This is a genomic window from Candidatus Rhodoblastus alkanivorans (assembly GCF_022760755.1).
Taxonomy (GTDB): domain Bacteria; phylum Pseudomonadota; class Alphaproteobacteria; order Rhizobiales; family Beijerinckiaceae; genus Rhodoblastus; species Rhodoblastus alkanivorans.
Genome location: NZ_JAIVFP010000001.1, coordinates 198,362 through 218,029, shown reverse-complemented (window position 1 = coordinate 218,029; position 19,668 = coordinate 198,362). Strand labels below are relative to the sequence as shown.

Below are 19,668 nucleotides of genomic sequence, written 5' to 3'. Positions count from 1 at the left end.
ATCATTTCTTCGGCAGGCTGTCGAGCCAGGCGACGACTGGCGGCAGAACGCCCGCGACGATGACGTCTACGCCTTTGGGATTGGGATGCATGCCGTCTGGCAATTGCAGGTCGGGATGGCCGGCGACGCCTTCCAGAAAGAAGGGGTAGAGCGGCGCCTGATATTTTTGCGCGAGCGCCATATAGATCGGTTCGAATTCGGCGGCGTAGCGCCCGCCGAAATTGGGCGCCGCCCGCATCCCCGCGATCAGGAAGGGAATTTTGCGCGCCCGCAATTTCGCAAGGATTTCGTCGATATCTTTTCGCGTCTGTTCGGGATCGAGGCCGCGCAACATGTCATTTGCGCCGATTTCGACGATCGCCGCGTCGGCGCCGTCGCCAAGCGCCCAATCGAGCCGCGCCAGCAGATCGGCCGAAGTGTCGCCCGAAACCCCAGCGTTCACGATCTCGACGTCAACGCCTTTCGCTTTCAGCGCGTTTTGGAGCACGGCCGGGAAGGCCTTGTCGGCTGGCAGCCCATGGCCGGCAGTCAGGCTGTCGCCGAGGGCGACGATCCGCAGCGGCCGCCCGCCGGCCGCCCCACTGGCCGCAAAAACCAGCGCGAGCGCCGCGAAAAAAATTTGGCGAAAGGCGAGGGCGCGCCCATATGGGGCGAAGCGCCTCTTGCCCGCCGGCGCGAAGGAAACGGTCGTCATTGCGGCCTTTCGGAAAGATTCTGCATGGTCGATCCCGCCATAAGACTTGAAAATGTCAATCTTGCATTGGGAAGCGGCGAAGCCCGGACGCAAATTCTCAAGGATATCTGTCTCAATGTCGCGCCAGGCGAAACCCTCGCTTTGCTTGGCCCCTCGGGTTCGGGCAAATCGACCCTGCTTATGACCATGGCGGGACTGGAGGCGCCCGATTCCGGCGCAATATGGATCGCGGGGCGGCGTCTCGACCAGGTGGGCGAGGACGACCTGGCGCGGTTTCGCGGCGCCCATATCGGCGTCGTCTTCCAGGCCTTTCACCTGATCCAGACCCTGACGGCGCTCGAAAATGTCGCCATCCCGCTGGAATTGAACGGCGTGCCCGACGCTTTCCCGCGCGCGCGCAAGGCGTTGACGCAAGTCGGTCTGGAAGGGCGTGTAAAACATTATCCGGCGCAGATGTCGGGCGGCGAGCAGCAGCGCGTCGCCCTCGCGCGGGCGCTGGTCGCCCGTCCCGCCCTTCTTCTCGCCGACGAGCCGACCGGCAACCTCGACCAGAGCGTCGGCGCCGAGATCATCGAACTGATCTTCGCGCTCAACCGCGCCCAGGGCGCGACCTTGGCGCTCGTCACCCATGACGAGGCGCTGGCGCGGCGCTGCGACCGCATCGTCCGCCTGCGCAACGGGCGGATCGAGAGCGATTCCGCTTCCGTCGCGGACCGCGCGCATGCCGACGCCTGATCGCGCGCGCCGCCCCGGCGCCGCGCAATGGGCGCTGGCGCGTTTCGCCTTGCGCGACCTGCGTGGGTCTTTGCGCTTTTATGGCGTGTTCATCGCCTGTCTGGTCCTGGGAGTCATGGCCATCGTCGGGGTGGACGCGACGGCGCGCGCCTTCCGCGACGGCCTCGCGAGCCAGGGCGCGGTCCTGCTCGGCGGCGATCTCGCCTTCAGCCGCGCCTTGGGCGCTTCCGGGGAGAAGGAAAGGGCCTTTCTTGAAAGGCGGGGAAAAGTCAGCCAGATCACGACCCTGCGCGCCATGGCCCGGCGCGCGGACGCCCCCGCTTCCAATCTGATCGAGATGAAGGCGGTCGATTCGGCCTATCCGCTGACCGGCGCCGTCAAGACCGAACCGCCGCTTGGTCCGGGCCGCGGCTTCTTCGCGGCGCTCGCGGAAAGGAACGGCGCTTTCGGCCTTTTCGCCGACCGGTCGCTCGGGGCGCGATTGAATGCGAAGTTGGGCGACCGGCTGGAGATCGGCGCCGCTCATTTCGTCCTCGCCGGCTGGCTGGCGGGCGAGCCGGATTCCATTGGCGCGATCGGCTTTGGCCCGCGCGTGATCGTCAGCGCCGCCGCGCTTCATGCGTCGGGGCTGATCATGCCCGGTTCGCTGGGGCGGCTATCGCTGCGCCTGCGGCTTGCGCCCGACAAGGCGAGCGACGCCGAGGTCGTTGCGACCAGAAAGGCTTTCATGGCGGCCTTTCCCGATTCCGGCTTCGAAATTCGCACCCGGGCCGCTCCTTCGCCGCAGCTTTCGCGCAATGTCGAAAGATTCGCGCAATTCCTGTCGCTGATCGGCCTGACCGCTCTGGTCTGCGGCGGCGTCGGCGTCGGCAATTCGATTCGCGGGCTGATCGACCGCAAGCGCAAGACTCTGGCGATTCTGAAGGCGCTGGGGGCAAGCGGCGGCGAGGCCGCGCAATTCGTCCTGTTCCAGACCTTGCTGGTCGCGGCGGCCAGCGCCCTGATCGGGGCCGCGCTCGGCCTCGCTCTGCCGGGGCTCGTCGGCGCGACTCTGGGCGCAAACCTCCCCTTTCCGCTCGAACCGCATCTCGACGGACGCGACGCTTTCTCGGGCGTGGCGTTCGGTCTGTTGACGGCGCTGGCTTTCGCCGCCGCGCCGCTCGACCGCGCGCGCTCCCTGCCGGCGACGACCCTGTTGCGCGAAACCGCCATGCGCGACAGCGGTTTCCCCGGGCAGCGCGCGGTTGCGGTCGCGATCCTGTCGGCCGCGGCGCTGTTCGGCTTCGCGCTGCTCGTCGGCGCTGATCGCGGGATCACCGCGGAATTTGGCTTCGCCGTGCTCGTCAGTTTCGCTTTGCTCTATGGCGTGGCGCGGGCGATCATGGCTCTAGCCCGCCGCGCGCCCCATTCCCGCCATTTGTCCCTGCGGCTCGCCATGGCCAATCTTCACCGGCCGGGCGCGCTGACGCCTTCGTTCCTGATTTCGCTCGGCCTCGGCGTGACCCTGTTGACCGCGCTCGTCGGCGTCGAGCGCAATCTGCGGGCGGAAATCGGGGAATCCGTCCCGAAAGATTCGCCGAGCTTCTTCTTCTTCGACATCCAGGCTGCGCAGGCCGGCGCGTTCGAGGCTTTTCTGCGCAAGGAGGCGCCCGACGGCGTCGTGGCCGTCGCGCCCATGCTGCGCGGCCGCATCGTCAAGGTGAACGGCGTCCCCGCCGAACAGGTCAAGGCCGGCGACAAGGCGCGCTGGGCCCTTGACGGCGATCGCGGCATCACCTTTTCCGCCCAAATTCCCAAAGGATCGCGCCTCGTCGCGGGAACATGGTGGCCGGCTCAATATGGCGGCCCGCCGCTGGTTTCGCTGGAAAGCGGCGTGGCGCAGGGGCTCGGCGTGAAGATCGGCGATACGATCACGGTCAATGTGCTTGGCCGCGCGGTCACGGCGCGCATCGCCAATCTGCGCAAGGTGAACTGGCGCAGTTTCAACATCAATTTCGTCATGGTCTTTTCGCCTGACGCCTTCGCCGGCGCGCCTTTCACGAGGCTGATGACGCTGAGCCTGCCCGAGCGCCTCGATCCGGCGCGCGAGGCGGTGATCCTCGCCGACGCCGCCAAAACCTTTCCCTCGGTCGCCAGCGTGTCGCTGCGCGAGACCTTGGCGACGGTCGACGGCGTGCTCGGCAAATTGTCGATCGCCATTCAATCCGCCGCCTCGCTCGCCTTCGTGGTGTCGGCGCTCGTCCTGTCGGGGGCGCTTGCGGCGGGGCAGCGGGCCCGCATTTACGAGGCGGTCGTGCTCAAGGTTCTCGGCGCGACGCGCGGCCGTCTGCTCGGGGCGCTGGCGCTGGAATTCGCTTTGCTCGGGGCCGCGACCGCGGGCTTTGGCGTGGCGGCGGGCTCGCTTGCCGCCGCGATCGTCGCGCATCAGCTGCTCGATCTCAGCTTCACCTTCTTCCCGGGGCAGGCTTTGGCGGTCGCGCTTGGCGCCGTGGCCTTCGCCCTGGCCGTTGGACTCGCGGGAACCTGGCGGATTTTGGGCGAAAAGCCCGGCCGGCGGTTAAAGGAAGAATGACGAAAATGTAATGTGGCGCTTAGCCGCGCGTAAGCGCTCCGCCTTGTCTTTTCACCGCTTCGCCGTCATATTCGATAGGCCGTGCCGCCCGTGGATCGTCCACGGCGGGCTTTCCCTGCGGCATTTCGTGAGGAACCAATGACCAACTTTGACCGCAACGCCGCTCCCTGGAGCCGGGGCTACGCCCGGACGGGCGCCGATGTAGATCAAGGTCTGCGGGCGTTCATGCTTGGCGTCTATAATCACATGACGATCGGCTTGGCGCTGACCGGCTTGTTTGCGCTCGGCGTCAACATGCTGGCGGTTTCCGCTCTGCCGACGCAATATCAGATCGGCTCGCATATCTATCTGACCAGTTTCGGCGCCGCGATCTATATGAGCCCGCTGCGTTGGGTGGTGATGTTCGCCCCATTGGCTTTCGTCCTGTTCTTCTCCTTCAAGATCAACAGCATGAGGGCCTCCTCGGCGCGCAACCTGTTCTACGCCTATGCGGCGGTGATGGGCGTGTCGATCTCGTCGATCCTGCTAATCTATACGGGCGCTTCCATCGCGCGCGCCTTTTTCATCACGGCGGCGACCTTCGGCGCGCTGAGCCTGTATGGCTACACGACCAAGCGCAGCCTGTCGGCGATGGGTTCGTTCCTGATCATGGGCCTGTTCGGCCTGATCATCGCGAGCCTGGTCAATCTGTTCATGCAGAGCTCGGCGTTCCAGATGGGCCTGTCGATCCTGACCGTGCTGATCTTCGCCGGCCTGACCGCCTATGACACCCAGGCGATCAAGCAGATGTATCTCGAGTCGGACGGTTACGAGATCGCCACCAAGAAGTCGATCAATGGCGCGCTCATGCTCTATCTTGACTTCATCAACATCTTCATGTCGCTGGTGCAACTCACCGGCCAGCGCAACGACTGATCGAACCGATCCGAGAAAAACCCCGCTTCGGCGGGGTTTTTTGTTGTCTGGCGCGGAGGCGTCCCCTGCGGCGAGCGCGCGCGTCTCGCCCCCGGCGATATGGGGGACGGTCTTCATTGATGCGCCATTTCTCCCCCGATCGAGCCGTCAAGGACTGGCCATCCGGCCGCGCGCATCGGCGCGCAAGCTCGCGCCATCGACATAATGCAAAGGCGCCGACGCGCTCGAAATTGTCGCAAAGAAGATGGCTTGTGAAAGCGGCGCCCCTCGCCATGCCGGGCCGAACAAACCCCATTTCGACGATCCGTCGCGCCCCGGTCAACTATTCCCACTTATGGCTGCGGCCCCATTCGGTGATCGGCTCTTCGAGGATGCGGGTCATCAGCCAGCCGACGGCAAAGGTGATCGGCAGGGCGGCGATGGTCACCGCAATCTGCGCCGGCGTGGAGACGTCCGGCAATCCGCCCAGGATCAGGCCGTGCATCAGCCCCAGCACGGTCAAATGGGTCAGATAGACGCTGTAGGAGATATTGCCGAAAAAGCGCAGGGTTTTCGATTCGAAACGCTTCGCCTCGGGCGCGCCTTTGACCAGCATCAGGATGAAGCAGCCGGCGCCGATCCCGGCCAAGAACGGGCCAAGAATCTCGAACCGGGCGCCGACGACCAGGCCGTCCAGCCCCTGCATGACGAAGGTGAGCAGCAGGCAGACGATCGGAAGGACGCGGATGAGGAGCGAATGTTTGTCCCAATCGATCCGATTGTCCTTGACCAGGACGGCGACGACCATGCCGGCGAAGAGGACGTCGGTCGCCGCCGGCAGGAGCGCGATCGGGGCGATGGAGAGATGGCCCGACAGCACCCCATAGGCGCGCAGGCCGAGCCCGACGAGGCCGACCGCGAGCAGCGAACTGAGCCAGAACCGGCGCGGCGTGAACAGCAGCACGAAAGGCGCGACGAGATAGAATTGCTCTTCGAGCGCCAGCGTCCAGGTCGGGGCGAGCCAATGCGAGCCATAGCTCTGCAGAGGGTTGAACAGGAAATTCTGGAAGAAGATGAAATAGGACCATTGCGGAAAATTCTGGTCCACTCCGACCCAGCTGGCATCCGCGAAATGGCGCTGAAGCAGCAATATGACGATGGTGGCGAAGAAATAGGTCGGGAAGGTCCGGCACACCCGGCGCAGATAAAAGACGCGCAGGAAATTGCGGGCGTTCATCTTTTCGATGATCAGCCGTCCGACCAGATAGCCGCTGAGGACGAAGAAGACCACGACCGCGACCCAGCCGACGCAGAACACGCCGACGCCGCTCGGGACCTCGCCGAAGTAGTGGGAAATGACGACGAACAGGGTCATAAGCCCGCGCAGGCCGTCGAGCGCCGGAATGCGAATGTCCGAAGGCGCTTTGACCGCCGTCTCGCGCGGCGGCGCCAACGCGGTCTCGCCCACGGCGACATCCGTGGCGCAGGTCATGGAAAGCGCGGCGTCGCGTCGCCCGAACGCGCCGAAGCGCGTCATTTGCCCAAGAGAGAATGGAACCGACATCGCCGCCGCTTCTGGTTGAAGACCCTGACGCAGGCTAACCCGGGTAAAATGAACGCGGCGTAAAATAGGGAGGCGTGGCGGTTGCGCGTGGTCCTTTTCTCCCCTTTACTGGGAATATGGCGCTTTTGGAGCCATTTTCCGGGCGGCGCCCGGATCGGAGCGCGAGACTTGCCGACCTTCGCTTGTTTCCATCGCAGTTTACGCCATGTCTTTCCCGGCCTGCGCGCGCTTCTGGCGGAGGCCGCGCCGCCGGAAGCCCCATGGCTCGGCGGCTGAGGCCGTCATCGCGCAGCGGAAAAACATGTCGAACGATCAGCAGGATGGCCGTGTCGCATCGTTGTAATGACGGCGTGGTGGAGTGTCGCGCCGAGAGCCGTGTCGCGGCCCTTTTGATATTTGGCGAGGAAAGACCATGGACGATATCGCGATGAACGCCAACGCGAACGGCGAATTTGCGCCCGGCGGGGCCGGTTCGGATCTGCTGTCGTCGCCCGCGCGTTTCGTCAACCGCGAATTGTCCTGGCTCGCCTTCAATCGCCGCGTGCTCGAAGAGGCGCTCAACGAGAGCCATCCGCTGCTGGAGCGGCTGCGTTTCCTCTCCATCTCCGCCAATAATCTCGACGAATTCTTCATGGTGCGCGTCTCGGGCGTGATCGAACAGCTCGAAGCCGGCTTGAACGCGGTGAGTTTCGACGGCCTCACCCTGTCGCAGCTTCATGATGAGATTCGCCGCCAGGTCGAGACCATGACCGCCGATCAGGCGGCGATCTGGCTCGATCTGCGCGCCAGGCTGGCGCAGGAGGGCGTCGCGGTCGTTTCGCGCAAGGCGTGGAGCGAGGCGGACCACAAGGCGATGGAGGAGCATTTCCACAATCATGTCTTTCTCGCCGTCACGCCCATCGCCATCGATCCGACTCACCCCTTCCCCTTCATTCCCAATCTGGAATTGTCGGTGGCGCTCGATATTTGCCGCCGCGACAACGGCAAGACCTTCTGCGGCCTGATCCGTCTGCCCGGCAAGCTGCGCCGTTTCATTCCGCTGCCGGCCGTCGAGGGAGTGGAAACCCGTTACGCCTGTCTCGACGACGTCGTCACGGTCTTCGCCGACAGGCTTTTCCCGGGATGCGATTTCGCCGCGACCGGCGCGTTCCGCGTGGTGCGCGACCTCGACATCGAATTCGACGAGGACGCCGAAAACGCCGACGACATGGTCGAGAATTTCGAGGCGGCTTTGCGCGAGCGCCGGCGCGGCAATGCGATCCGGGTCGAGTGCAGCCCCGAAACGCCGCCGGCGATGCGCGAATTCATCGCCCGCGCGCTGAAATTGTCGGCGCTCGGCGATCTGGTCGTCGAGGACCAGCTGGCTCTTGCGACTTTGTCCCAGGTCGTCGGCGCCGAGCGCCCCGAGCTGAAATTCACCGCCTTCACCGCGCGTTATCCCGAGCGCGTGCGCGAATTCGAGGGCGACGCCTTCGCCGCGATCCGCCACAAGGATTTTATCGTTCACCACCCCTATGAAACCTTCGACGTCGTGCTGCAGATGCTGCAGCAGGCGGCGTGCGATCCAAAAGTGGTCTCGATCAAGCAGACGCTTTACCGCACCTCGTCCGACAGCCCGATCGTCGCGGCGCTGATCGAGGCTGCGGAAGCGGGCAAGTCGGTGACGGCTCTGGTCGAGCTCAAGGCGCGCTTCGACGAGGAGGCCAATATCCGCTGGGCGCGGAAGATGGAGCGCGCCGGCGTCCAGGTGGTGTTCGGCTTCGCCGAATTGAAAACCCACGCCAAATTGTCAATGGTCGCGCGCGAGGAAGCCGAGGGCATCGTCACTTATTGCCATATCGGCACCGGCAATTATCACCCGGTCACCGCGCGCATCTATACCGATCTCTCGGCCTTCACCGACGAACCGCGCTATGGCCGCGACGTCGCGAAAATCTTCAATTTCATCTCCGGCAATGGCGCGCTTGCGCCGCTGGAGCGCCTGGTGATTTCGCCGGGCAATATCAAGCAGCGCATCCTGCAGCACCTCAAGCAGGAGATGGAATACGCCGCGCGCGGCGAGCCGGCCGCCTTCTGGGGCAAATGCAATTCGCTCGCCGATCCCGAAATCATCGATGCGCTTTATGAGGCGAGCCGCGCCGGCGTCAGGATCGAACTGGTCGTGCGCGGCATCTGCTGCCTGCGTCCCGGCGTCCCGGGCCTGTCCGAAAATATCAAGGTCAAGTCGATCATCGGCCGCTTCCTCGAACATTCGCGGATTTACGCCTTCGGCCGCGGCAAGAAATTGCCGCATGCCGAAGCCGCGCTCTATATTTCCTCGGCCGATCTGATGCCGCGCAATCTCGACCGCCGGGTCGAAACCCTGTTCCCGATCGAGAATCCGACCATGCACGAGCAGGTCCTGAACCAGGTCCTGCTCGCCAATCTGCTCGACAACGAGCAGAGCTGGGACATTCTCGAAGACGGGACCAGCCGCCGCGTGACCCGCGCGGCCAATGAAGAGCCGTTCAACGCCCAGAATTATTTCATGACCAATCCGAGCCTTTCGGGCCGCGGCGACGCCTTGGCGATCTCCGCGCCGCGCGATCTCGCCCGCTACGGCGATTCGCTCTGAAATCAACTCGACAAAGCGCGCGCCGCCCACCACATGAAGCCGGGCGGCGCCTTTTGCGCCGATGACCTTGAGGAGCGCATCATGCGGCGGGCGGCTTTGCTTTTGCTGGCTCTGGCTGCCGCCGTCGCGGTTTTGGCGTTCAGCCGGGCGCGTCCCGATCACGCCGCCGAGCTGCGCGCGGTTCTCGCCAAAATCCGCCTACCGCAGGGCTTCCACATCGCGCTTTACGGCCTCGTGCCCGACGCGCGCGGCCTCGCCGTTTCGCCTGATGGGCGAACGCTCATCGTGGGCTCGTCGTCCCAAAATGTCTATCGCGTCGCGCTCGGCCCGAAAGAGGCGCAGGCTGCGTCTCGTTTCTCGCCGAACCACCAGTTCGTTATGCCGAGCAGCCCCTGTTTCGCGCCCGATGGAACCTTGTTTCTGGCGGCGTTCGACCGCGTCGTGAAATTCGCGCCGCGTCCGGGCGGCTGGGACGAGGATCATCCGCAAGTCATCGTTCCGCCCGGGAAGCTGATCCCGGCCGATGAGAAAAGCCACGGCCACGGCTTGCGCGTCTGCCAGGTCGGCCCGGACGGCAGGCTTTATGTCGCTGTCGGCCAGCCGACCAATGTCCCGACGCCGACGGAGCAGAAAATCTTCGCCAAATGGGGCCTGGGCGGGATATTGCGTTTCGACCGGAACGGGGAAAACCGCGAAATCTTCGCCAGCGGCATCCGCAACAGCGTCGGCATGGATTTCCAGCCCGGATCCGACGTGCTGTGGTTTACCGACAATCAGGTCGACGGCATGGGTGACGATATCCCGCCCGAGGAGCTGAACAAGGCGCCGCGCGCGGGGTTGAATTTCGGCTTCCCGTGGTATGGCGGCGGCCATGTCCGGACGAGACAATGGGCGGGCGACACGCCGCCGGCCGGCGTCGCGTTTCCGGAGCTTGAACTTGACGCCCACGCCGCCGATCTGGGGGTGATCTTCTATCGCGGCAAAATTTTTCCGGAAAATTGGCGCGGGATCTTCATCGCCCAGCACGGCTCGTGGAACCGCAGCGTCCCCATCGGCGCGCGGGTGATTTTCGTTCCCTTCCATGACGGCAAGCCGGGCGCGGAAATTCCCTTCGCGGAGGGCTGGAACCCGGGCGCGACGCCTTTTCTCGGCCGCCCCGTGGCTTTGGCCGAATTGCCGGACGGCTCGCTGATCGTCTCCGACGACCAGGAAGGCGCGCTCTACCGCATCTATTACGACGGCAAATAGCTATTCCGCCCTCCCGCCATGGCCTTGGATTCAGGGCGCGCGCGCAAGGTCAGCATGGCCCAGACGCCGAGGAAGGGGCCAAATGAGGCGGATGCTGGTGAGCGTCAGCAGAAAGGCGAAACAGGCGGCGCTTGATCGCGGCGATCGAGGCGTTGGAGGCGAACCCGCAGCCCGTGGCCGCGACCTCGCACGGCAGCAGAACGACGAGCGATCCCGTCCGCCCAAATTTCGCTTGGGTCGTGTCTCCCCCCGCGCGGTTTCGCCGTCGTCCTTCATGCGGATCCAACCGGAGGCCCCGGGGGCCGCGCAAGGCAAAGGCGGGCTTGCTTCCCGGCAATTGGCGCGGTCCGGTTTTCGTGTCACAAGGGCGCCAACGAACACCCGCTCGGATTTTTTCGGATTTGCAGGATTTTATCCGAAAACCGGCGGCCATTTTTCGGAGATCCTGCTCAGGCGAATGAGGAAAGACACGCTTGGACCCCGTTCTGTCTATCCAAAAACTGACCAAGACCTATGACAACGGCTTCGTCGCCCTGAAAGGCGTCGATCTCACGATCCGGCGCGGCGAAATTTTTGCGCTGCTCGGGCCGAACGGCGCGGGCAAGACGACCTTGATCGGGATCGTCTGCGGGCTGGTGCGCGCCAGTTCGGGCAGGGTGACGGTGGACGGGTTCGACATCGCCGAAAATTACCGCGCCGCGCGGAAAAAGATCGGCCTGGTGCCGCAGGAATTGTCGGCCAATGTCTTCGAGACGGTATGGGACACAGTGGTCTTTTCGCGCGGCCTGTTCGGCAAAAAGGCCGATCCCGCGCATCTCGAAAAAGTGCTGCGCGACCTCTCCTTGTGGGACAAGAAGGATTCGACCATCCGTGCCCTGTCTGGCGGCATGAAACGGCGCGTTCTGATCGCCAAGGCGCTGGCCCATGAGCCGGAGATCCTGTTCCTGGACGAGCCGACGGCCGGCGTGGACGTCGAATTGCGCCGCGACATGTGGGCCATGGTGCGGCATCTGCGCGAAAGCGGCGTCACCATCATCCTCACCACCCATTATATCGAAGAGGCCGAGGACATGGCCGACCGTATCGGAGTGATCAACAAGGGCGAAATCATCCTGGTCGAGGAGAAACACGCCCTGATGCGCCGTCTGGGCCAGACCCGTGTCAGCGTAAACCTCACCGACAGGCTCGAAAAAATCCCGGACGGCCTCTTCGACCGGCCGCTGACGCTCTCGCCCGACGGAACCGTCCTCGCGTTCACCCAGAACGGGGAGAGCGACGCCCGCGACGCCGGCCTTGCGCGCCTGTTGAAGAGCCTGGTCGCGCGAGGGATCGACTTTTCCGCCGTGCAGACCAGCCAATCCTCCCTGGAGGACATATTCATCGATCTCGTGGGCAAAAACAGATGAATTTCCACGCCGTCCGCGCCATTTATTTCTTCGAGCTCGCGCGCTCGCGGCGCACTCTCTTCCAGAGCATCGCCTCGCCCGTTTTGTCCACGGCGCTTTATTTCGTCGTATTCGGCTCAGCGATCGGCTCGCGCATGCATCCGATCAATGGCGTGAGCTATGGCGCCTTCATCGTGCCCGGGCTGATTCTCCTCACGGTGCTGACAGAGAGCGTTTCCAATGCTTCCTTCGGCATCTATCTGCCGCGCTTCACCGGCACGATTTATGAAATCCTTTCGGCGCCGGTTTCGGCCGTCGAGGTTCTGCTCGGCTTCGTCGGCGCGGCGGCGACCAAGTCCATCATCCTCGGGCTGATCATCTTTTTCACCGCCCATATCTTCGTCTCCTTCGATCTCGTTCATCCCTTGTGGGCTCTGGGCTTTCTCGCGCTGATCTCGATTACTTTCGCCCTGTTCGGATTCATTCTCGGCCTGTGGGCGGATGGATTCGAAAAATTACAGATCATTCCGCTGATGGTGATCTCGCCGCTGACTTTTCTGGGGGGCACCTTCTATTCGATCGACATGCTGCCGCCATTCTGGCGAAACGTCGCCTTGTTCAATCCGATCGTCTATCTGGTCGATGGTTTTCGCTGGACTTTTTATGACTTCGCCTCGGTGAGGCCTTCGATCAGCTTGACCATGACCTTCGCTATGCTCGTCGCCTGCGTCGCCGTCGTGGTCTGGATCTTCAAGACCGGCTATCGTCTGCGCAGCTGAAGCCTCGCCTTGGCGTTGATCCTGCATGGCGCTCCCAGGAGCGCGATCGCGGCGGAATTTGAAGCATGAACGACAATCACGAATGGGTGGTCTGGAACGGTTCGCTCGGCGTTCTCGACATGGCGGCGCTGGGACGGGTCGAGCATGATGCGGCGGGACGCAATGCCTGGCTCGCGGCGCCCTATGACGTCGTCGGGCCTTTCAATCTCGACGAACTCGAAGCCATGGGCCGCGTCGCCTTCGGCGCCTGCCTCGTCATGTCGCGGCGCAAATGGCGGGAAGATCAGATCGAGTTGCGGATCGAGGCGCGTGAAAAGCGCCGCGCCTTCGCCCAGCGTTTCGTCGAACGCGACGACGAGGACGCGCATCGCGAGACTCTGGACCTTCCGCTCGAGGGCGTTCTTTCGGCGGCGGAGATCAACGCCGCCTTCCGCCGTCTCGCCAAGACGGCGCATCCCGACGCCGGCGGCGACCACGACGCCTATATCCGCCTGGCCGCGGCCCGCGATGCGCTGCTGAAGTGAAGTTCCGCCGCGAATAAGCCGCAGCGTCGCAGCCGGTCAGTTCCCGGGCGTCGTGGTCGAGCGCTGGGACGGCGTTGCGACGCCCGCCGAGCGTCGCGCCGGCGCCGAAGCCTGACGCCGATAATGATAATGATGCGTGCGCCGCGCGCAGCCGCCGCGCAGGCCGCAATTGATGTGGGGACCAGCCGCATAGCCGATGACGCCGCCGGCCACGAGGCCAACGGGACCAAGCACCAGAGCGCCGGCGCCGGCGCCGAGCACGCCGTCCAGCGCGCGTTCGTCGGCTCGCGCTTCGGCGCTCGCCAGCGATAGCCCGGCCACCAGAGCGACAACGAGTGATTTTCTGATCATGAGTCCCCCTTTTCCGCCCAGTCAGCCGAAGAAAGGGGTCAAATTAAGGCGCGCCCCGCTCACGCCGCCAGATCGGCCACCACCGCGTCGAGCACCGGAAAGCCTTCCGAAGTCACGCGGATGCGGCCCTGGCGGGTATATTCGACCATGTTGTTGGCGATGAGATCGGCGACCCGCGACGCTTCGAAACGCTTGCCCGTGAGCGCCTGGAACCGCGCCGGGTCGATCCCCTCGGTCAGCCGCAGGCCCATCAACAAGAACTCGTCGCCCTGCGCCTCGCGCGACAGCGCTTCATCTTCAATCAGGCCGGAGCCTTCCGTCTCGACCACGGTGAGCCACATTTCGGGATGCGGTTCGGTGGCGTGGGCCCGCCTCCCGCCCTTGGCGGCGACGATCCGGCCATGGGCGCCAGGCCCGACGCCGACATATTCGCCATAGCGCCAATAGATCAGATTGTGCCGGCTCTCGCTGCCCGGCCGGGCGTGATTGGAGATTTCATAGGCCGGCAGGCCGGCCATTTCCGTCAGTTCCTGGGTCACGTCCCAGAGATCGCGAGCGACATCCGCCTTGGGGATCTTGAGCCTGCCGGCGCGGTAAAGCTGTTCGAACATCGTGTCGGGCTCGATCGTGAGCTGGTAGAGCGACAGATGTTCCGGCGCCCGGGCGAGCGCCTCCTTCAGTTCGCCCGCCCAGGCCTTCGGCGTCTGGCCGGGCCGGGCGTAGATGAGGTCGAAAGAGGTCCGATCGAAGGTTCTGGCTGCGATGTCGAGCGCGCGCATCGCCTCGTCGGCGCTGTGCATGCGTCCGAGCGACTTAAGGTCGGCGTCGTTGAGCGCCTGAACGCCGAGCGAAACCCGGTTGACGCCGGCCTGACGATAGCCGAGGAAGCGTCCGGCTTCGACGCTGGTCGGGTTGGCCTCCAGGGTGATTTCCGCCTTGGGATCGAGCTTCCAGAGGGCGCCAATGGTCTCGATGATGGCCGCGACGGTCTCCGGCTGCATCAGCGAGGGCGTGCCGCCGCCGAAGAAGATCGACCGCACCTGCCGGCCCTGCGTCAGGGCCGCCCGGTGTTTCAGCTCGATGCGAATGGCCGCCAGATAGCGGTCTTCCTCGATACCGCCGCGCCGGACATGGCTGTTGAAGTCGCAATAAGGACATTTCGACAGGCAGAATGGCCAATGGACGTAAACGCCAAAGCCGGGATCGGGAATCATGGGGGCAATGCTGGCCATGACTCCTTATGCCATTTCTGGATTTTTCCGTCACGCGGGCCTTAACGAAATCTTCAGCTTTGTGACGAAGGGGTTAATGCGCGGCTTTGGCTTACGCATGGGCCGCCGCGTCCTGCTCCGTCATGGCGCGGATCAGGCGCGCGGCGGCGCTTCGGCCGCCCTGACCGGCCGCCGCGCAAGAGCGGCCGAGAGGCGGGCGAGTTCGGCGAGACTCGTTCCCTTGCCCGAGGCGAAATGGATCGGCGGCAGCTAGTCGGCCCGCAACGAAGGCCTGCGGCTGAGTTCGGCTCCCCTCATCGCCTATTTCGATTCGGACAATGTCTGGTATCCGGATTTCCTCGCCGCGGCGGTCGATCATTTCGCGACCCATTCCGAGGACGATTTGCTCTATGGCGCCCTGGTGAGCCATATCCATAATCTCGATTCGAGTTGCATCCTGTGGCGCGAGTTCGATCGGGCCGAACTCGAAAAAGACAATTACATCGACGCCAATGTCCTCGTGCACCGCGCATCTCTGGTGGCGAAATATGGCGCGTGGGACACGCGGCTCAGCTGCCTGAACGATTGGGACATCGCCTTGCGCTATAGCGCGGACAAGCCCGCGCGCGCTGAACGTGCTCGCGGCCTATTATCGCAAGTGCGACGACATCCGGGCGACCGACGCCGGCGGACAGCCGGCGGAGCGCGAAATCATCCTGGCGAAACTTTCGGAACAAAGGGCGAACGCGGCAGCCGCCGCTTCATGACGGGTCGGCCGGCGCCAGCAGGCTCGCCGCCAGCATCTGGAATGCGCGCGCCCTGTGCGACAGGGCTTGCGCGCCGTCGGCGGGAATGCCGTGCTTTTCCTCGGCGCTCATTTCGCCGAAAGTCCGCGTGTAGCCGTCCGGGGTGAAGCAGGGGTCATAACCGAACCCGCGCGTTCCTCGGGTCGGGAAGGTCAGATCGCCAAAAACCTTGCCTTCAAAGACCTGTTCGGCGCCGTCCGGCCAGGCGACGGCGAGCGCGGAGACGAAATGGGCCCGGCGCGAGGGCGAGCCGGACGCTTTCATTTCTTGCGCGACGCGCGCCATGGCGGCGGCGAAATCCTTGGTCTCGCCCGCCCAGCGCGCCGAAAATACGCCAGGCGCGCCGCCCAAAGCCTCGACGCACAGGCCGGAATCGTCGGCGAGAGCCGGAAGGCCCGCGCCTTTCGCCGCCGCGCGCGCCTTGATCAAGGCGTTGGTGACGAAATCGTCGCCGGTCTCCTCGGGCTCCGACAGGCCGAGTTCGCCCGCGGAAACCGCCTCAATTCCATGGGGCGCGAGCAATTCGCGCATTTCGCGCAATTTGCCGGAATTATGGGTGGCGATGACGATCTTGCCTTCGAGCCTATCGTTCATGCCTCGATCGCCTGCTTTTGCAGTTCGATCAGCATTTTGATTCCGCCGCGCGCAAGATCGAGCAATTTCGTCAGTTCCTCTTCCGAAAAGACGGCGCCTTCCGCGGTCGCCTGGATCTCGACCAGGCCGCCGGAGCCAGTGATGACGAAATTGCCGTCGGTATGCGCGGTCGAGTCCTCGGCGTAATCGAGATCGAGCACCGGGACGCCTTGATAGATTCCGCAGGAGACCGCCGCGACATGGTCGGTCAGCGGCATGTCCTTGATCATGGAGCGTCCGCGCATCCATTTCAGGCAATCGTGCAGCGCCACCCAGGCGCCGGTGATCGAGGCGGTGCGGGTGCCGCCGTCGGCCTGCAGCACGTCGCAATCGATCGTAATCTGCCGCTCGCCGAGCGCCGGCAGATTGGTCACGGCGCGCAGCGAACGACCGATCAGGCGCTGAATCTCCTGGGTGCGCCCGGAAGGTTTGGTGGTCTCGCGCCTGGTGCGGGTATGGGTCGCCCGCGGCAGCATGGAGTATTCGGCGGTGATCCAGCCCTTGCCCTGCCCGCGCAGCCACATTGGCGGCTTATCTTCGAGCGAGGCGGTGCAGAGCACATGGGTTTCGCCAAATTTCACCAGGCAGGAGCCTTCGGCGTAGCGCGCGACATTGCGCTGAAGCGAAACGGGACGCATCGCGTCCGGCGCGCGATGGGATGGGCGCATCATTTCTCCTTGGTTGTTCCCTCCGCTTTTATAGGCTTGACGCCGGGGCGCAAGGGCGAACGCCATCTTCAGGCGGCCGGGGCCTCCAGTCGCCGGGTCGTATAAATGTTTCGTTGTGCGCGGGGACGGGCGAAAAAGCGCAATACACGCATATGGCGAAAGGGGCGGGCGATACGCCCGTTAATTTATATTCGTTAACTCACTGCGGCTCATTTTATACAACTTTCGTCTATGTTTATGTATAAATAAGCTAAGACAGTCACACGCAACGTATAAATTTGTCATAAAAATTATAATGACACGTATTACATGGAGTTATGCTTGTGATTCTCGTGCCGTGACCATCGCCATTGTGCGAGGCCGGCCGATTGCGTCACCTGGCCGCAGCGGAGCATTTTAAAGCGCCGCCAAATGCCTTGCTGCTTTGCGATATTGTTCCGCGGCGATAAACTCTCATAAAAACAATATGGTGCTATGTTGCAGTGCGTTCTTTGCACGTATATTGCTCGCTCATTGCGCCAGACAGGTCGATTATTGGGTGTCATGACCAAATTTTAGGCATTTCTTCGAGCGCCTCACGAAGCGCCAAATGAGCCTTCGGAAAAACGCAATTGGGCATGTTCCAAAGATTTCATCTAATATGATCTGTATACAAAAAAGTCATTTTAAACCGTTGCTTAGCGAGGATCGCGCGTTTCGCAGTTCGAACGTAGCGTCGCCATCACGATTTTTTTGCGCCGCAATCCGCATTTCTACTTGTCTTTGCGTCAAGTTTCAGGTTACCTAACGTTAATCCCTGACCTGAGGTTGAGCCCGAAAGTTCATCCGGGGAGTTGTGTGCGGCTTATTCGCGGGGACTCGACGTGGTCGGAGACGTAACCAGAGAGCGGGAAGCGGCAGTCAACGTTGAGCGCGGGCTTTTCGTCCTTCGATACGCCTCCGGCGCCGCTTCGGGACCGTCCCCCATTGCGTTGGTTCGCCCTGCGAACGGTTTCGAGCCGTTCGTCGAGGTTTTGTCCGCTCCGGGGCTTGTCAGCGGCTTTCTGTCGGCGCCGGGCGACTGCGTTGTGATCCGGGCTGAACGCGCTGCCCGGCTCGGTCTGAAAATCAGGGGACAGGGCGCCGAGGGCTCGCTCGACGCGTCCTTCCGCATCGAGCCTCTCGCCGGGACCGGCGCCGGCGCTGGGGCTGGAATCGTCGGTCCCGACCAGAATGGCGAGGATGTCCCGGGAGGTTCGCCGTTCAAGATTGTCGCTCACGTCGCACGGCGGGGCGATGTCGCGGTCGATCCGGGCGCCTGGGTCGCTGGCCCTGACGCGCCGGCGGCGATCGAGGCGGTCGGCATTCGCGGCGCCCTCCCATCAGGGGGCGGGATCGAAATCCAGCCGCTTGTCGCCACCAATCCGCCGCGCTGGCTTGATTGGGCGCCTTCGGGCGCCTTCGTCGGGACGCGCGGTCGCGCGCTGCCGCTGGCGGGCCTCCGCCTGCGGCTTGCGGGCGAACCTGCGGTCGATTGCCGCCTTTCGGTCGACGCCATGTTCCTCGGCTCGCCAATAATGAGCCGGCGGGGCCGGGAGGTGGAGTTGGTCGGCCCCGCGGGGAGCGACCCTCTCGTTGGTTTGCGCATCGGCCTCCTTGCGGGGGCGGGCGACGAAAGATTTGCCGCTCAGGCGCCGGCTTTGGCGGAAGCCGGTCCCGTCGAGCGTCAGAAGGAGGCCAGGATCAGAGTGTTCCGCGCGTCGGCGGGAGCATGAGGGTTCTGGAATCCATTGAATTGGCACGCGGCATGGTTGCGGGATCATTAGGGGTTGCTCATGACGACGTATAATCTGACGGCTACATCTTTGGGCGGGATGTTGGGCGCACTCAAAACGCCGACCGAAATGGTGAACATTATCTCCCAGCTGGCCAATGTGAATCTTTGGCCGACTGGAAGCGGCACGCTCAAGACGGTCGTCGAGAACACGACCGGCAGCTACACGCTCCACGGCTCCGGCGAATTGTTCCTGTTCACAGGCTCCAACGGCGACACGGCGACGGTGACAGACAGCGGCGGCAATATCCTCGCCGATCCCGGAAATATCAATTACATCGGATCCGGCGGTGACACGCTGATCGGCGGCGACGGCCCGACCGCTTTGACGGCCGCACAGGGCGACAACTTTTTCGTCGCCGGCACCGGCCTCAACACGCTTACGGGCGGCACAGGCAACGACACGATGTATGGCGGCGGCCAGAGCGAAATGTACGGGGGCTCCGGCAACGACATCATCCATGGCGGCGTGAGCGGAGGCGCCATGGACACCCTTTACGGCAGCTCCGGCGCCGACATCCTGGGCGACTTCCAAGGCAATAACACGTACTTCGCCGGATCCGGCTTGAACACGATCTGGGGCGGTGCGGGTAACGACACGATGTGGGGTGGCGGCCAGACCGTAATTCATTTGGGAGACGGCGACAACGTCGTCCATATTGGCCAGACGGCGTCCTCGCATGACATTGTGGCGGCTGGCTCCGGCAACGACCTCATGGGCGCTGCCGCGGGTAACAACACCTTCTACACTGGTACAGGCAACGATACGATCTGGGCCGGCTCCGGCGCCGACACTGTCGCGGCCGGGATGACGGGCAACGCCACCATCCACGGCAGTGGAGCGACGGAAATCTTCTCGGCGCAGAACGAAGGCGACATCAAGAGCCAGACTTCGGCCGGCGGCTTCACCACCATCACCTTCCAGGATGGTCAGCACATCGAATTCGCGAACGCGACGATCCACTTCACTCCCAAGAGCTGATCGCGGCGCGAGCGTGATGGCGCTCATCGTCGCGAAAGTGTCGAACAAAGCGACGAGCGTAGGGTTTCTACGCTCGTTTTTTTTGCCCGGCGCGCGGTTCGCCTGGGCGCAACCATGGTAACGACGCCGTCAAATCCGGCTGGCCTCATTCTTGGCGCTTCCTTATAACGTGTTTATGCTGCCGCGCTGGCGCAC

The 19,668-nt window shown here is 63.7% G+C and carries 16 protein-coding genes and 1 pseudogene; 11 read left to right on the top strand and 6 right to left on the bottom strand.

Annotated elements, in window-relative coordinates; genetic code table 11:
• Nucleotide 1 precedes the first annotated feature (1 nt).
• On the bottom strand, nt 2-694 hold the full coding sequence (locus tag K2U94_RS00980; RefSeq protein WP_243065427.1) for an arylesterase: 693 nt from the start codon (nt 692-694) through the stop codon (nt 2-4).
• 24 nt (nt 695-718) lie between these two features.
• Here K2U94_RS00980 and K2U94_RS00975 point away from each other — a divergent pair, with 24 nt between their 5' ends.
• The 3 genes from K2U94_RS00975 to K2U94_RS00965 all read left to right on the top strand — a co-directional run bounded on the left by K2U94_RS00975 (nt 719) and on the right by K2U94_RS00965 (nt 4,916).
• A complete protein-coding gene (locus K2U94_RS00975) occupies nt 719-1,429 on the top strand; it encodes an ABC transporter ATP-binding protein (RefSeq protein WP_243065426.1) in 711 nt (236 codons plus the stop codon).
• A complete protein-coding gene (locus K2U94_RS00970; RefSeq protein ID WP_243065425.1) occupies nt 1,416-4,001 on the top strand; it encodes an ABC transporter permease in 2,586 nt (861 codons plus the stop codon). Before K2U94_RS00975 ends, K2U94_RS00970 begins: the two co-directional genes overlap by 14 nt.
• 138 nt (nt 4,002-4,139) lie before the next feature.
• On the top strand, nt 4,140-4,916 hold the full coding sequence (locus tag K2U94_RS00965; RefSeq protein WP_243065424.1) for a Bax inhibitor-1/YccA family protein: 777 nt from the start codon (nt 4,140-4,142) through the stop codon (nt 4,914-4,916).
• A gap of 322 nt (nt 4,917-5,238) precedes the next feature.
• On the opposite strand, the gene K2U94_RS00960 is transcribed toward K2U94_RS00965, so the two are convergent.
• A complete protein-coding gene (locus tag K2U94_RS00960; RefSeq protein ID WP_243065423.1) occupies nt 5,239-6,459 on the bottom strand; it encodes an acyltransferase family protein in 1,221 nt (406 codons plus the stop codon).
• 427 nt (nt 6,460-6,886) lie between these two features.
• On the opposite strand from K2U94_RS00960, the gene K2U94_RS00955 reads away from it, so the two are divergent.
• From K2U94_RS00955 to K2U94_RS00935, 5 genes are all read left to right on the top strand, one after another.
• Nucleotides 6,887-9,073 carry an RNA degradosome polyphosphate kinase gene (locus tag K2U94_RS00955; protein ID WP_243068771.1) on the top strand — a complete coding sequence of 729 codons (2,187 nt, stop codon included), beginning with the start codon at nt 6,887-6,889 and terminating at the stop codon, nt 9,071-9,073.
• A gap of 81 nt (nt 9,074-9,154) precedes the next feature.
• On the top strand, nt 9,155-10,321 hold the full coding sequence (locus K2U94_RS00950; protein ID WP_243065422.1) for a PQQ-dependent sugar dehydrogenase: 1,167 nt from the start codon (nt 9,155-9,157) through the stop codon (nt 10,319-10,321).
• A 473-nt stretch (nt 10,322-10,794) separates the two neighbouring features.
• Nucleotides 10,795-11,727 carry an ABC transporter ATP-binding protein gene (locus K2U94_RS00945; protein ID WP_243065421.1) on the top strand — a complete coding sequence of 311 codons (933 nt, stop codon included), beginning with the start codon at nt 10,795-10,797 and terminating at the stop codon, nt 11,725-11,727.
• The gene (locus K2U94_RS00940) at nt 11,724-12,485 is read left to right on the top strand and encodes an ABC transporter permease (RefSeq protein WP_243065420.1); all 762 of its coding nucleotides are present in this window, start codon (nt 11,724-11,726) and stop codon (nt 12,483-12,485) included. Before K2U94_RS00945 ends, K2U94_RS00940 begins: the two co-directional genes overlap by 4 nt.
• A gap of 65 nt (nt 12,486-12,550) precedes the next feature.
• Nucleotides 12,551-13,009 (top strand): J domain-containing protein, encoded by a 459-nt coding sequence (locus K2U94_RS00935; RefSeq protein ID WP_243065419.1) that lies wholly within the window; start codon nt 12,551-12,553, stop codon nt 13,007-13,009.
• Nucleotides 13,010-13,045: 36 nt separating this feature from the next.
• On the opposite strand, the gene K2U94_RS00930 is transcribed toward K2U94_RS00935, so the two are convergent.
• Together K2U94_RS00930 and hemW are read right to left on the bottom strand one after the other, a co-directional pair.
• Complete coding sequence (locus K2U94_RS00930) at nt 13,046-13,360, bottom strand: hypothetical protein (RefSeq protein WP_243065418.1); 315 nt, start codon at nt 13,358-13,360, stop codon at nt 13,046-13,048.
• 59 nt (nt 13,361-13,419) lie between these two features.
• Nucleotides 13,420-14,592, bottom strand: coding sequence for a radical SAM family heme chaperone HemW (gene hemW, locus K2U94_RS00925; RefSeq protein WP_243065417.1), 1,173 nt, complete (start codon nt 14,590-14,592; stop codon nt 13,420-13,422).
• A 265-nt stretch (nt 14,593-14,857) separates the two neighbouring features.
• Here hemW and K2U94_RS20695 point away from each other — a divergent pair.
• Nucleotides 14,858-14,968: pseudogene (locus K2U94_RS20695) on the top strand (glycosyltransferase family A protein); the annotation flags it as partial.
• 364 nt (nt 14,969-15,332) lie between these two features.
• Here K2U94_RS20695 and rdgB read toward each other — a convergent pair.
• Nucleotides 15,333-15,971, bottom strand: a complete 639-nt coding sequence (gene rdgB / locus K2U94_RS00920) for an RdgB/HAM1 family non-canonical purine NTP pyrophosphatase (protein ID WP_243065416.1) — start codon at nt 15,969-15,971, stop codon at nt 15,333-15,335.
• On the bottom strand, nt 15,968-16,678 hold the full coding sequence (rph, locus tag K2U94_RS00915; protein ID WP_243065415.1) for a ribonuclease PH: 711 nt from the start codon (nt 16,676-16,678) through the stop codon (nt 15,968-15,970). Before rph ends, rdgB begins: the two co-directional genes overlap by 4 nt.
• A 1,067-nt stretch (nt 16,679-17,745) precedes the next feature.
• Here rph and K2U94_RS00910 point away from each other — a divergent pair.
• Together K2U94_RS00910 and K2U94_RS00905 are read left to right on the top strand one after the other, a co-directional pair.
• On the top strand, nt 17,746-18,432 hold the full coding sequence (locus K2U94_RS00910) for a hypothetical protein (RefSeq protein WP_243065414.1): 687 nt from the start codon (nt 17,746-17,748) through the stop codon (nt 18,430-18,432).
• A 60-nt stretch (nt 18,433-18,492) separates the two neighbouring features.
• Nucleotides 18,493-19,473, top strand: a complete 981-nt coding sequence (locus K2U94_RS00905; protein WP_243065413.1) for a calcium-binding protein — start codon at nt 18,493-18,495, stop codon at nt 19,471-19,473.
• Nucleotides 19,474-19,668 lie beyond the last annotated feature (195 nt).